Annotated in this window: 14 protein-coding genes; 6 read left to right on the plus strand and 8 right to left on the minus strand. The window is 67.5% G+C overall.

Features of this window, described 5'->3' with window-relative positions:
• Positions 1-302: 302 nt before the first annotated feature.
• On the minus strand, positions 303-851 hold the full coding sequence (locus I4Q55_RS22285) for a DUF2637 domain-containing protein (RefSeq protein ID WP_242546515.1): 549 nt from the start codon (positions 849-851) through the stop codon (positions 303-305).
• Positions 852-1,732: 881 nt separating this feature from the next.
• Here I4Q55_RS22285 and I4Q55_RS22290 point away from each other — a divergent pair.
• The 4 genes from I4Q55_RS22290 to I4Q55_RS22305 all read left to right on the plus strand — a co-directional run bounded on the left by I4Q55_RS22290 (position 1,733) and on the right by I4Q55_RS22305 (position 4,653).
• Positions 1,733-1,900 (plus strand): hypothetical protein, encoded by a 168-nt coding sequence (locus I4Q55_RS22290; protein ID WP_206790253.1) that lies wholly within the window; start codon positions 1,733-1,735, stop codon positions 1,898-1,900.
• 82 nt (positions 1,901-1,982) lie between these two features.
• A complete protein-coding gene (locus tag I4Q55_RS22295) occupies positions 1,983-2,507 on the plus strand; it encodes a hypothetical protein (RefSeq protein ID WP_206790254.1) in 525 nt (174 codons plus the stop codon).
• A gap of 14 nt (positions 2,508-2,521) precedes the next feature.
• On the plus strand, positions 2,522-2,782 hold the full coding sequence (locus I4Q55_RS22300) for a hypothetical protein (protein WP_206790255.1): 261 nt from the start codon (positions 2,522-2,524) through the stop codon (positions 2,780-2,782).
• On the plus strand, positions 2,779-4,653 hold the full coding sequence (locus tag I4Q55_RS22305; RefSeq protein WP_206790256.1) for a hypothetical protein: 1,875 nt from the start codon (positions 2,779-2,781) through the stop codon (positions 4,651-4,653). Before I4Q55_RS22300 ends, I4Q55_RS22305 begins: the two co-directional genes overlap by 4 nt.
• 225 nt (positions 4,654-4,878) lie before the next feature.
• Here I4Q55_RS22305 and I4Q55_RS22310 read toward each other — a convergent pair whose 3' ends face one another.
• Positions 4,879-5,643 (minus strand): DUF2637 domain-containing protein, encoded by a 765-nt coding sequence (locus I4Q55_RS22310; protein WP_206790257.1) that lies wholly within the window; start codon positions 5,641-5,643, stop codon positions 4,879-4,881.
• Entirely contained in the window at positions 5,640-6,365 is a 726-nt protein-coding gene (locus I4Q55_RS22315) for a hypothetical protein (protein WP_206790258.1), read from the minus strand. The genes I4Q55_RS22310 and I4Q55_RS22315 overlap by 4 nt, the downstream gene beginning before the upstream one ends.
• Here I4Q55_RS22315 and I4Q55_RS22320 point away from each other — a divergent pair.
• Positions 6,322-6,969, plus strand: a complete 648-nt coding sequence (locus tag I4Q55_RS22320) for an FAD-dependent oxidoreductase (protein ID WP_242546516.1) — start codon at positions 6,322-6,324, stop codon at positions 6,967-6,969. The genes I4Q55_RS22315 and I4Q55_RS22320 overlap by 44 nt on opposite strands.
• The gene (locus I4Q55_RS22325) at positions 6,912-7,736 is read left to right on the plus strand and encodes an alcohol dehydrogenase (protein ID WP_242546517.1); all 825 of its coding nucleotides are present in this window, start codon (positions 6,912-6,914) and stop codon (positions 7,734-7,736) included. The genes I4Q55_RS22320 and I4Q55_RS22325 overlap by 58 nt, the downstream gene beginning before the upstream one ends.
• A 17-nt stretch (positions 7,737-7,753) precedes the next feature.
• Here I4Q55_RS22325 and I4Q55_RS22330 read toward each other — a convergent pair whose 3' ends face one another.
• Genes I4Q55_RS22330 through I4Q55_RS22350 form a run of 5 tightly spaced genes read right to left on the minus strand, consistent with a single transcriptional unit; the run spans position 7,754 to position 12,843 of the window.
• On the minus strand, positions 7,754-8,335 hold the full coding sequence (locus I4Q55_RS22330; RefSeq protein ID WP_206790259.1) for an aminodeoxychorismate/anthranilate synthase component II: 582 nt from the start codon (positions 8,333-8,335) through the stop codon (positions 7,754-7,756).
• Complete coding sequence (locus I4Q55_RS22335; RefSeq protein WP_242546518.1) at positions 8,332-9,672, minus strand: anthranilate synthase component I family protein; 1,341 nt, start codon at positions 9,670-9,672, stop codon at positions 8,332-8,334. Before I4Q55_RS22335 ends, I4Q55_RS22330 begins: the two co-directional genes overlap by 4 nt.
• Positions 9,669-10,826, minus strand: a complete 1,158-nt coding sequence (locus I4Q55_RS22340) for a DUF362 domain-containing protein (RefSeq protein ID WP_206790260.1) — start codon at positions 10,824-10,826, stop codon at positions 9,669-9,671. Before I4Q55_RS22340 ends, I4Q55_RS22335 begins: the two co-directional genes overlap by 4 nt.
• Positions 10,819-11,493, minus strand: a complete 675-nt coding sequence (locus tag I4Q55_RS22345; RefSeq protein ID WP_206790261.1) for a cyclase family protein — start codon at positions 11,491-11,493, stop codon at positions 10,819-10,821. Before I4Q55_RS22345 ends, I4Q55_RS22340 begins: the two co-directional genes overlap by 8 nt.
• Positions 11,494-11,508: 15 nt before the next feature.
• Positions 11,509-12,843, minus strand: coding sequence for a hypothetical protein (locus I4Q55_RS22350; RefSeq protein WP_206790262.1), 1,335 nt, complete (start codon positions 12,841-12,843; stop codon positions 11,509-11,511).
• Between the last annotated feature and the right edge of the window lies 1 nt (position 12,844).

The following is a 12,844-nucleotide window of genomic DNA, read 5'->3' on the forward strand; positions in this document are numbered from 1 at the left end:
GAAGCCCGAGAGCGCACGTACGCGCCAGTAGACGGCGATACAAGCCGACATCGCCGCGACCCGACCACCGAGGAAACGACTTTGTCCGACATCATTCGACGCCGTCCGACACATCCGGACGGAGCCTTTAACCGGCGGGTTGCAGTTCCTCTGTTCGTTCCTTCTCCACCGTCTCCTCCGACAGGACGGACCTGCGTTGTCCGGCCGCCGGCCACAAAGTTGCGCATCCGTTAGGGCCGTGACCGCTAGCACGCCACCGCCGCAGGACCCGCCGCCCGTAGTTATTCGTACCAGCGAAACGATCAAGATCCGCCGGTCGGCGTGCGACCCGCCGCTTGCTCCTTGACGTAGTACACCCACATCAGCTTCTCAGCAGACTTCTCGCGCGGCACGGTCAACTCCGGAGGCAGGTCGGCATAGCAACCTGCTGGCAGTGAGCAGTCGGCCAGCTCACGCTCGCCGTGCTCCTGCGGGCCTTCGTCTAGATGCTGACTGCTACCGCGATGCCGCTTCAGCAACTCCACCGCCAGGAGCAGGGCAACTGGCGAGCAAGCCGCCACCACGATCGAGAGCACCGTCAGCCGAGGCGCCGAGCCGATGTTCGCGCACAACGGCAGCGAGATGCCAAAACCGAACGCCACCCACGCGGCCCACCGCCGCCCCTCGCTCTGCTTCCACAACTCGACCGTCGCCGTCGTCAACAAGCCGTCCCCGATCAACGGCCAAATCGCAGCTGTCGCCGCATCAGCACCGAAGCGCAGCGCAGTGTCACGACCATGCCGATACGACGCATACGCCGCACCCAGCGCCACCAGGGTCGTACACGCACTCTGAACCCAGAGTGACAGCATCTCACTCTCCGGCCTCAACCACGTCACGAGGAACCACCTCGCCGACGCCGTTCGACACCGACTACACCGGAAATTTGCAGCTCACAGGCCTTTTCGAGCCGTCGGGTTCTGAACGGAACCGCGCCGATGATTCCTGCGCCCCTCGACCCTAGCGCCCCGGCCCAGTTGGTCGCACTCGAGCAGGCCGCCACCGTGCTCCCCGGCCTGGGAGGCCGTCGCTGACGCGCTCCGCCGCGAGAGCTACTCCTTCGACCCCGGACTCCTCTCGTCGAGGATTCGGTATCCCACAGAGCCGCTCCCGCGCGGTCTCGTGGCGAAGCGTCCGGTACTGCCGCGCTCCCGACGCCGATCCATCACCGTCTCGTGAAGGGCGTTATACAGGCCGAGGGCGACCCGGCCCTCCTACCCCGGGCTCGATGGCCGAGGCACTCGGGTGGCCGGCCGGGCTCGTCGGACTCCCGCGGCTCCGCGCTCCGGGCGGCCGAGCCATCACGATCAACGGCACCGAGCACCGCGCCCGTGCCCTCCGCGGCACCAACCAAGGCCCAGAGCTGCCGCCGCCGATCCCAGAACGGCGAAATCGACTCGAAGCCCGACCGCGACACGGTCGAGGAGGCCGCCAGACGCTACGTCCTAGCAGCACTCCTTGACGGACTGCGGGCTGCGTCACACGCAGAACTCGTGACGCCACAGCCCGCGGGCAGTCCATGGCTGCGCCGCACAGGAGGTTCTCGAAACAAGCTGATCGCCAGGGCGGCAGCCCCGCCTCCGATCGCGAGGCAGCGACGTCGTCGCTGCCTCGCGTCCCCAGAGTGGGCGTAACGCTCGTGGCCACCCACTACGACTAGAGGGCGAACGAGTGCGCAGATGGAGGTTTGCGAGTGGAGCCGTGGCTGATCATCGTCATCGTCGTGGCAGCTTTCCTGCTGATCGCCTTCGGAACAAAGATGATCCATCGGATCTCCGTTCGCAGCGACGGCGAGAACAGCGAACTCACCGCAGAGGCCCACGGCGGAAGCGCACCAAGTTCAAGATGCGTGATTCTATAAACCTCCGAACCAGACATAAGATCCGCGGATCCGAGGTGGACATCGAGGGCAGTGATTTCACGGATTCCTCGACTGATATTCGATGAGACTGAACAGCGTTTTCAATTTCGTTCAGTTACTCGATGAGCTGGCAAACCACGACTTGGAAGCCGACCCGTATACCATACTCACCGGACCACAATCGTCTGGCAAGTCAACCATTCACGCCGAGACTTTGAGATCCTTGAAATATCGAGGATTAACCTTGGAAATCGATGCAAGAGAAACTGCGATCGAGGACCAGCTCGTGAGTCGCGCACTCAGTTGTGCCACCAAAGACGAATTGATCCCAAGTCGCATACTACTGCAATCAACTCGCACCCAGATTGTTATCGCAAACTCTTCACTGAACCACTCCAATCTGAAAGTCCGCAACCAACGTTGGCGACGCGGGCGCTCGGATAGCACAAGAAAAGAAGAAGTCGACGCAGGTGCCCGAGTTTCTCTACTTATCTCCGATATCATTGCCGTAAGCAGAGAAGTATTTGTAGTTGTCGACCACCGGGGCGACGCCGAGCCTTTTTACGAAGCTTCATCGGCGACCTCGCCCAGCGATTGGGTACGCTAGGAAACCTGCGCATTATGCTGGCCTGCGACACCGACGCCGCGCCAGACAAACCGCTGGGCGGCATGCGTCCTATTCAGTACAACGTACCCAAGCTGGACTGGGAGGCCGTTCAGCTATGGGGGCGCCAACTCGATCTCCGTGTCAGTGAGACCAATGCACGGATGCTGCATTCTCTGAGCGAAAATGGATGCGCCGGTATGGTGAGAACCTATCTCATGACGCTCTTCGAGAACCCTGATTGGCAACATGAATCCCACTCACTGGGAGCACCATGAACAACATCAGGTTCGAATTCCCAGCGGGGAAGCTACTCGATCGACTAGGCCCCACACTCGCCCGTCTCATTCTCTTGAAACGCTTCTCGCCCACCGAAGCTATCCGATACTCGAACGGCCAGTTCAATGATACTCGTTTTGCTCGATACATTGAGATGGTCTTTACGCAAGACCCCCTGACGGACGACTTCTATGTGAGACCAGAACTGGACGCGTCACTCCTAGACGCCATCGCCAATCGCTTTCCGAGAGTCCCGCAGGATCTCACACATCTATTGCTCACCGAGCGCGTCGGCCTTGAGGTACTTGAGCCGGAAGAATTTCTTAGCTGGATAGTTAGAGAAAGACTGAGCACAGTCAGCCAGGCGACAGTTGCAGGGATGGCCATCTACGGCGAACTCGAAATCGCGCCGGCCCTCCGTGCTCTCATGAACGACACAGCCTCCCGATCGTCTTTGGCCACGACACTGAGCACTTACGCCCTACCGGCTAGGCGATGGCTCGCCGCTGGCAGGCCTCGCCACTCGGCCGGCGCCGCCAACGTCCTGGCCAACCTTCCCGATTCGTTAGCAATGCGGCCACGGCGACGTTCCGATTTCATGCTGGACAACGGCCTCGAGCCCCAACGTTGGGACTTTGTCCGCCCGAGACGCACCCGGGAAACCGTGCAACTTGAAATGGTCCCGCTGCCCACTGCGGGCCTGCTCGGCAGCTCGAACAGTTTACAACTGCCCAGCCCCGAGTCGGACAGGTTCACGGCCGGTGTCGCACTGAGTGAAAGCACAGTGAAACTACTCCAGTTGGTGATGGGCGACCGAGGCCAGACCCATATCACCGATCGACTGCAATTCGATATTTCTCGGCAAATGGTCGAACGAACCGCCTCGGTAAGCATCGCGGCGACCGCGATAGTCGATGATACCGCGTTCGTCCACCTAGGCGCTGCTCCCCGATCCGTTGGCAACGCATTGACGCGGACAGTAACTGTGGACAACGAGCCCTTGACATGGGGCGGCGGAGCTATCATAAACCGCTATCTCCAGGAAATGACCATACTACTTACCGAACAGGCTTCCCGACTTTCGAGTGGCGACGCGTTGTCAGCCAGCGACTGGTACCGCCTGGAACGTTCGGTACGAGAGCCATGGCGATTCCTTAGCACGAAGCGCACATTCATCCACTTCGGGGTCGCCGAGTTGAGTTGGACGACAAAATTGAAGAGCGACGAACTGACCCGCAGCTTCGACCTGTGGCCATTCGACGGATCATCACTCAACACAGTCGCCGCCGAAGGATTCCGCTGCGGAGCCGATGATGGCTATAACGTGCACGTCAACTGCGTGGACACGAGTGCTATCGTGTCCGTATCGATCGACACAGTTAATCGGTCCCCTCAGATACCGGCTCTCGAACGCCCATCCCGGATCCGAACGTTCCTCGTCTGGCCCCTCGCAATCTACTGCATCGCCCTCCTGTTGACCGTGGTTTGCGGCGCGATCCTCATCGCGACCGGAATCAGTGCCGAGCAGGCGAGCCAGCTCGACAACGGCGACATCAACGTGACTTTGTCCATCTTATCATTGGCCACAGGACCCGTCGTGGCATGGTTGACAGCAGCCCAATTTAACAAGCACGGATCTCGAGTGGCTTACATTCGCCAATATGGCCGCATGGGACTTGTGGTAATCGGGACGATAACTCTTATAGTGCTCACGCTGATCGGCTCCCGCCATTCGATTGCGCGCGAGTTACTCAGTGTCGTCGACATAGTTGTCGGCGTATACCTCGGCGTCGCGGCCGCCTTGTCGTCGGGCCTCCGACTGGCCCGGACGTCAATTGTCCGCCACCGCTTGGCCGACAGCGAACGCTAGCTGGTCCGGTTGACCTATCTGCGAGCACCGAGGCGCTGCCACTGGGCTCGCTCGGCGCCCGCCCAGACCCGGACTACGCCTCAACGTCAACCTGCTAAGAGCCCGAGGCGCTCAGATGCGGCGACAGACCGCGACACAGGGTGACACCGCAAGAACCTGGCAGCCGAGGAGGACGACCTTGTCCGACACCAGCCGGCACCATCCGACTCGCCTCGAATGTGAATCTTAGCCAGCAGGTTGCAGCACTTCTGCTCGTCGCTCGTCCACGGGCTCCTCTGTCAGAACAGACCGGCGCTGTCTAGCCGTGGGCCGCGACGCTATGCGTCCGTCGGGGCCGTGCCCACCAGCACGCCACCGCCGCAGGACCCGCCGCCCGTAGTTGTTCGTTCCGGCGACTCGATCAAGATCCGCACCGGTCGGGGTTCGACCCGCCGCTTGCTCCTCGACGTAGTACGCCCACATCAGCTCCTCAGCAGACTTCTCGCACGGCACGGTCCGCTCCGGATGCGTGTCGGTGGAGCAAGCTGCCAGCCGTGGGCGGTCGACGAGCTCACGCCGGTCACGATCCTGCGGGCCTTCATCTGACTGCTGGCTGCTACCGCGATGGCGTTTCAGGGCCCGGTTCAGCAACTCCACCGCCAACAGCAGAGCAAGGGGCGGGCAAGCTGCTACCACGATCGAGAACACCGTTAGCCGCGGAGCCGAGCCGATGTTCGCGCACAACGAGAGCGAGATACCGAACACGAACGCCGTCCATGCTGCCCACCGGCGGCCTTCGCTCTGCTTCCACAGCTCGACCGTCGCCGTCGTCAGCAGGCCGTCCACGATCAACGGCCAGATCGCGGCTGTCGCCGCATCAGCGCCGAAGCGCAGGGCGAAGTCACGTCCGTGCCGATACGACGCGTACGCCGCACCCAACGCCACCAAGCTCGTACACACGCACTGCACCCAGAGTGACAGCTTTTCACTGTCTGCCCTCCACGACGTCACGACGATCCCCCTCGACGACGTCGCTCGACCTCAACCGAACCGCAAATCTGCAGCTCACGGCACCTTTGACCCCGTGAGGTTGCTGCGTGAATCGCGCCGGGGGCACCCGCAGCAATCACACCAGCGTCGACCTGCGGTTTCGCCATCCGGACGACTTCTGCGTCCGCTGCGGCGGTGGCCACCTCCTCGATCCTGTCGCCGGGCAGTGTGATGTCGATCATGGCGTGGTCCGTTTCGTGGTCGATGTTGACTCGGAGTTTCGTGAGCTCGTAGAGCCGGACCTGGAGTTCGGCTGGCGCGCGGTGAAGGTTGACTGCCAGGTGCGGCAGCAGGTCGAGAACGTCGAGGTCCTCGCGGGTGGCTGTCGCCGGTGATTCCTGATCGTCTTGATCGAGTTGGGCGATCTGGTCCAGGAGGAGCTGCCGTTCGGCCCCGATCGCGTTGTAGCGGTCCTTCAGGCCCTGGGTGAAGGGATCAGTGGGGTCGGCGTCTTCGGCTTGGCTGAGGATGTTGCTCTGCTTGCGCGCGAAGTCCGCAGCTCGCTTCTCCAGCCGCGCCCGACGCTCGCGCCGTTCGGTGCGTTCCCGATCGTCGGCCTGATCCAGCTGCGGGGTGAGCAGGTCGATGCGGCGGTGGCCGAACAGGTACTCGGCATACACGTGGTTGACCGCGGCGAGGATGGCGTCCTCCCGCCAGCAGGCGTGGGCGGACAGCGCCGGCATCACGGTCCTGCGCGGCGAAGGCCGGCTGGCCGGGCCGCACACGGTCGCCGTCGGCGGCCAGGCCTGCACCGCCGGCCACGTCGTCGTCGCGACCGGCTCCGCACCCGTGATCCCGCCGGTGCCCGGCCTGCGCGAGCTGCCGGGACTGTGGACGAACCGCGAGGCGACCGGCGCCACCGAGATCCCGCGCCGGCTCCTCGTCCCCGGTGCGGGCCCGACCGGGGTCGAGCTGTCCGAGGCGTTCACCCGCCTCGGCGCCGAAGTGACGCTCGTCGACGGCGCCGACCGGGTGCTCCCCCGCGAACCCCGCGCGCTCGGTGAAGCGCTCGGCGACGCCCTGCGCGCCGACGGCATCACCCTCCACCTCGGCCGGCACGCGAGCGCGGCGCGAGAGCGACGAGTACGTCCTCGACTTCCCCGACGGCACCCAGCTGCGCGCCGACCGGCTGCTGGCCGCCACCGGGCGGCGGCCGCGCGTCGATGGCATCGGGCTCGACACCGTCGGCCGTCGACGCGAACCCGCGCGGGATCCCGGTCGACGACCGCATGGCCGCCGGCGACGGGCTGTGGGCCGTCGGCGACGTCACCGGGCAGTGGAACCTGACCCACGTCGGCGAGTACCAGGACCGGGTCGTGGCCGCGAACATCCTCGGCCGGTGCCGCCGCGGCGGCTTCGTCAACTGCACCGACCAGCCCTGGACCGGCACTACCACCGACGGCGGTTACGCCGAAGTCGCCTACGCCCGCGCCACCGGCCTGGTCCGCATCCCCGACGGCGCCCAGCCCCTCGACGTCGCACCGCTGCTGTGCGCCGGGCTCACCGTCTACCGCGCGCTGCTCACCGCCGACGCCCGGCCCGGATCGCTCGTCGCCGTCCAAGGCATCGGCGGTCTCGGCCACCTCGGCATCCAGTACGCCAAACACTCGGCCACCGCGTCTCGGCCATCGCCCGCGGCACCGGAAAAGCCGGACTGGCCGCGGAACTCGGGGCCGACGAGTACATCGACAGCACCACCCGGCCAGGAGCTCACCCGGCTCGGCGGCGCAGCGGCGATCATCGCGACGGCGGCCAGCGGCGCGTCGATGTCACCGCTCGTGGCCGGGCTCGGCACCCGAGGACAGCTGCTCGTCGTCGGCGCCGCACCCGACCCGATCGAAATCCGCACCCCGGACCTGATCTTCGGCACCCACGCGGTGGCCGGCGCCCTCACCGGATCCGCCATCGAGAACGAGGACAGCGTCCGGCTGGCCCACGACCGAGGAATCCGCAGCCGCAACGAGATCATGCCGCTGTCGGAGGCGCCGAAGGCCTACGAACGGATGATGTCGGGCAACGCACGCTTCCGCGTCGTCCTGGACACCCGCGAGTAACAGGTGCACCGGCTTGCTCACCCGCGCACGAGGGCCCGCGAGCGCATCGCGTTCGCGACCATCGCCACGCCCTCCTCGGTGAACAGCGACTCCGGGTGGAACTGCACGCCTTCGATCGGGAGCTCGCGGTGCCGGACGCCCATCACCTCCCCCGCCGGCGACCAGGCCGTGACGACCAGGTCGTCCGGCAGCGAAGCCGGGTCGATCACCAGGGAGTGGTACCTCGCCACCGTGAGCGGGCTACGCAGGCCCGCGAAGACACCGCTGCCGTCGTGGGTCAGGGGTGCGCACTTGCCGTGCATCGGCTCGGCCGCGTGCACGATGCGGGCACCGAACGCCGCGCCGATCGCCTGGTGGCCCAGGCACACCCCGAGGATCGGTACCCGCCCGGCCAGGCCGCGGACCAGGTCCACCGAGATGCCCGCGTCCGCCGGGGCGCCGGGGCCGGGTGAGATCAGCACCAGCTCCGGCCCGAGCGCGGCGACGTCGGCCACCGAGACCTCGTCGTTGCGGTAGACCTCGCACTTCGCGCCGAGGTCTCCCAGGTACTGCACCAGGTTGTAGACGAACGAGTCGTAGTTGTCGAGCACGCAGATCATGCCGCCGCCCCTTCCACCGTCACGCCGAGGGCCCGGGCGCCGGACCCGAGCTTCGCGAGGCACTCCGCGTACTCCTCGGCCGGGTCGGAGTCGTGGACGATGCCGCCGCCGGCCTGGAGCCGGATTTCGCCGTCGCACCACACCATGCTGCGGATGGTCAGGTAGAGGTCCACATGGGACACCCCGAACGAGCCGACCGCACCCGAGTACAGCCAGCGCCGGGCCGGCTCCAAGGCGTCGATGATCTCCATCGCGCGCACCTTCGGCGTCCCGGTCATGGTCCCCGCCGGGAACGTCGCCCGGATCAGCTCGGCGGTATCGCGGTCCCCCGACGGCTCGCCCCAGACATCCGAGGTCAGGTGCATGACGTGCGAGTACCGCTCGACGGCCAGCAGCCGCTCCACCGACACGCTGCCGGGGCGGCAGACCCGGCCGAGGTCGTTGCGGGCGAGGTCGACCAGCATCCGGTGCTCGGCCAGCTCCTTCACCGACGAGCGCAGGTCGTCCTCGGCGAGCCGGTCGGCGTGGCCGTCGCGGCCCCGCGGCCGGGTGCCGGCCAGCGGGCGGATCAGCGCCCGGCCGCCCGAGAGCGTCAGGCACGGCTCCGGCGAGGCGCCGACGGCCTCGAACTCGGGGCCGCCGTACCAGAAGTGGTACGGCGACGGGTTGATCTCCGTCAGCCGGTGGTAAACCCGCAATCCGTCCACAGTGGCCGGTGCGGTCCAGGGGTTGGACAGGACGAGCTGGAAGACGTCACCGTCGAGGATGTGCCGCTGCGCGCGCCGCACGGCGTCGGCGTACTCGTCGTAGCCGAAGCCGAACGTCCCGGCGCCCACCGCGATGGCCCCGAGCGGGGTCACGACCAGCCGGTCGAGCGTCCGGGCGACCTGCTCGGCCGCCTTGCGCGCGGCCGCGGGGGTCGTGCCGCGGCCGATCACCCGCCCCTCGGTGACCAGCACCTCGGGCAGGAAGAACTCGTACACCGGCCGGCCGCCCGACGGGTGGCGGCTGGGCAGCCGCTCGAAGTCGCGCGCGGCGTCGTAGGCCAGGAAGCCGTACCAGGCCGCCTCGGCGTCGGTCGTGTCCGGCGGCAGGTCCAGCCCGCCCAGCAGGTCCACCGCCGCGGTGAGCGGCGCGGGCCCTTCGCCACCGGGGTGGGAAAGGACGGCGAGCTCGCCCGCGGCCAGCACCGCGTCCCGGCCGCCCGGCCCGGCGGTGAGCATGACGCGCCCCGCCGGGCGCAACGCCGCGGCGGCCGCCACCGGGTCCACCGTGGACACGAGCGGGACGACGTGGCGGTGCAGCCGGGTTCCGGGTGACAGCTCGGACGCGATCATCGTGCGCCCGCCGGCACCCGGAACTGCGTCCGCTCGTGGGCGCCGACGGGCTTGCCCATGGCGTAGCGGAACGCGGCGAGCTGGATCGCCCGCGGCGGGCAGCCTTCGACGAAGATGCCCAGGTCCCGGCTTTCGTACAGGCAGTTGCCGACGAGGACGACCTCCCCGCGCAGGGGCGGGTGCGAGACCTGCGGCCCGGAGATGATCGTCATTTCCCCGTCCCACTCGCACAGTTCCCCGGCCAGCGCTTTCATCGCCCCGGCGACGAACCGGCTGCACGCCGGGCAGGCGTGTTCGGCGTAGACGTGGATCCCCTCGCGCGGCACGACGATCTCGACCGGCGCCTTCACCATGTCGAACGCCAGGTCCTCGAGCGGGGTCCCGAGCAGCTCGATGTCGTCCAGGGAAAGCGGTCCCATGCCCCGCTCGTGCGCGTCCCGCAGGTAGGCGACGCTGTCCGGGTCGAAGCCGGCCAGCGTCCCGACGGCGACGTCGAGCGCGACGGCGTTGCGGCTCGCGGCCAGGAAGCCGACCTCCCGCGCCTGCCCGTCCATCGGGTAGTTGCCCTCGATCACCGTGGTCCCGTCGCACACCACCAGGTCCTGCGGGCGCATCAGGTTCAGGTCCACGGTGGACTCGTCGACGCCCGCCATGTGCACGATCCGGGTCGTGTACCCGGGCAGCAGCCCCACCAGGTTCTTCATCGCGTTCGAGTAGACGACGCTCGCGTGCGTGCGCAGCTGCGGGACTCCGATGAAGTAGTCGCAGTCCAGGATCACCTCGGGGACGGCGATCGGCACCCGCAGCGACGTCGCCTCCGGGATGCCGGTGATGCGCAACGGCAGGTCGTCGAAGCTGACGACCCGGGCGTACTTCGCGGCCTCGTGGTCGCGCAGGATCTCGTAGATGGCGTGCGTGCGCTCGGCGATCACCGGGCGTGCCCCGTGCTCGGCGACCACGCGGGCGATCGCGGCCAGCAGCGCCGGCCGCACGTGGAACCCGGGCGCCGTCTGGAACAGGTTCGGCTTGATCAGCACCTCCGCGCCGGCCGGCAGCCCGGACAGCGGGCCGCCGAGCAGGGCGAGCAGCCGGTCCAGGCCCGCCGGCACGTCGGTGTCGCCACCGACGGCCGTGAGGGCGACCGCCTCAGTCATCGGTGTCCTCCACCGCGATGACGCGCGCCGGGGCGGCCTCGGCGCCCGCCACCTTGGTCGGCAACGCGATCAGCTGGACGACCGGCCGGGTCAGCTCGTGCATGTTGGTCACGTACTCCAGCAGCGGGATGCCGGCGGCGAGCAGCGCGTGGTGCACCGGGGATTCCGCGTCGCCGGGCCGTTCGGTGAGGCAGTCGAAGCCGATGAGGACGGCGCCGTTGTCGATGGCCCACCGCGCGGCCGACGGCGTCAGGTAGGGCGGGCGGTCCCAGTAGTCGGGCCGGCCCCAGTTGTGCCGCAGGTAGTCGGTGCGGATGAGGAGCCGGTCGCCGGGCTGCCACACGGGCCGCAGCGTCTTCTCGAGGTCTTCGCCGGTCACTTCGTCCAGTTCGCCTTTGTAGGACAGGTCGGCGACGCAGGCCCGGCCGATCAGCGTCTCGAGGGGAACCTCGTCGATGCCTTCGGTGCCGGGGAAGAAGTGCAGCTTGTACTCCATGTGCGTCCCGTTGTGCGGGAACACGTGCAGGTAGGAGAACGTGCGCTTGGTGCCGTACGGGTCGGTCTCCGGTGTCATCGAGCGTTCGCTGACGAACTTCGGGAACCAGTCGGCGGGGTAGGACGGCATTCCGTCGTAGAAGCCGTGTGTGAGGTCGACGAATCGGGGCACCGGGGTTCTCCTTGCTCAGCAGGTGAAGAGACAGGTGTTGCGGACGTCCGGGTTGTTGATCATCGTGATGACGGTGGTGCCGCCGGGCGGGATCGCGCGCACGCCGCCGCCCGACAGCCCCGTCGGCGTCATGAACGCCGCCCACAGCGCGTACCACTCGGTGCGCTCGCCGGTGTCCGGGTCGATCACCGTCTCCAGGTTGGGCCGCACGATCTCCTGGACGAGCGACCCGGTCCGCGAACCGGCTTCCAGGGTTTCCCGCCAGGTCGCCGCGTCGACCTCCTGGCCGATGACGACGCCTTGGCCGCCGTAGAGGCCGGTCGGCTTGAACACCAGCTGCTCCTGCCGCTCGAGGCACTCCTCGATGCGGCCGGCGTCCGGGCCGGCGCCGGGGCGGCCGAGCATCCGGCACCACGGCAGCACGCGCTCGATCGCCGCCCGCTCGGCCGGCTCGAAGGCGTCCAGGAACTCGGACAGCATCGCGAGCGTTCCCTTGTTGCTGAACACGTTCGTCGGGGTCCAGACGACGACCTGGCCGTTCTCGTGCGCGCGGAACACCGGTTCCAGCAGCGCGTCGCAGTCCGGGTGCGCCAGCATTTCCTCGAGGCCGTAGTAGCGCAGGATGACGTCGACGCCCGTACCGTCGAGGTACGGCTTGCCCGACCGGAACTCCAGGTCGCCGATCTCCCCGACCCGGCAGACGACTTCGTTTTCCTCCAGCAGTTCGGCGATCGCGCGCCGCTGGTGGCCGTAGGTCGTCATGCCGCCGGGGCCTTCGACGATCGCGACCACCGGCTCGCCGGCGCCGATCGACTTGCCCGCGGTGCGCAGCGCCCCGGCGAGGTCGGAGCCCATGTCCAGGAACCCGAGGCCGTGCTCGGCGGCGAACTCGGCGACCGCCGGGACCCGCAGGTACGCCTTGGGCAGCGTGCCCACCATGTCCAGGCCGCCGAGCGCGCTGCCGATGTTGTACTCCAGCAGCTTGAACGCCGTGCCGTCGTAGTAGACGTCGGCGCGGCCGTACAGCGGCGGGGGTTCCTCGCCCAGCAGCCGGGTCATCAGTGCCGCGTGCCGGTCGTCGATGCCGAGCGAGCGGCGGAAGCGGTCGAAGTCGCCGCCGAAGAGCCGCCGCGGCAGGCCGCCGACGAGCTCGTAGACGGTGACGAGGTCCCGGCCGAACGCGCGGTACTCCGCCTCGTCGACCACGACCGGCCGCGGCAGCAACCGGGGCCAGGAGAGCCGTTTGGTCTCCGACAGCTCCAGGCTCGCCCGGGCGTGGCGCAACGGGCTGTCCGGTTCCGCGCACGCGGCGAGGTAGGACTCGGTGATCCGATCGGACCGTGCCGACATG

It is taken from the genome of Amycolatopsis sp. MtRt-6, assembly GCF_017308975.1.
In the GTDB taxonomy this organism is placed as follows: Bacteria; Actinomycetota; Actinomycetes; order Mycobacteriales; family Pseudonocardiaceae; genus Amycolatopsis.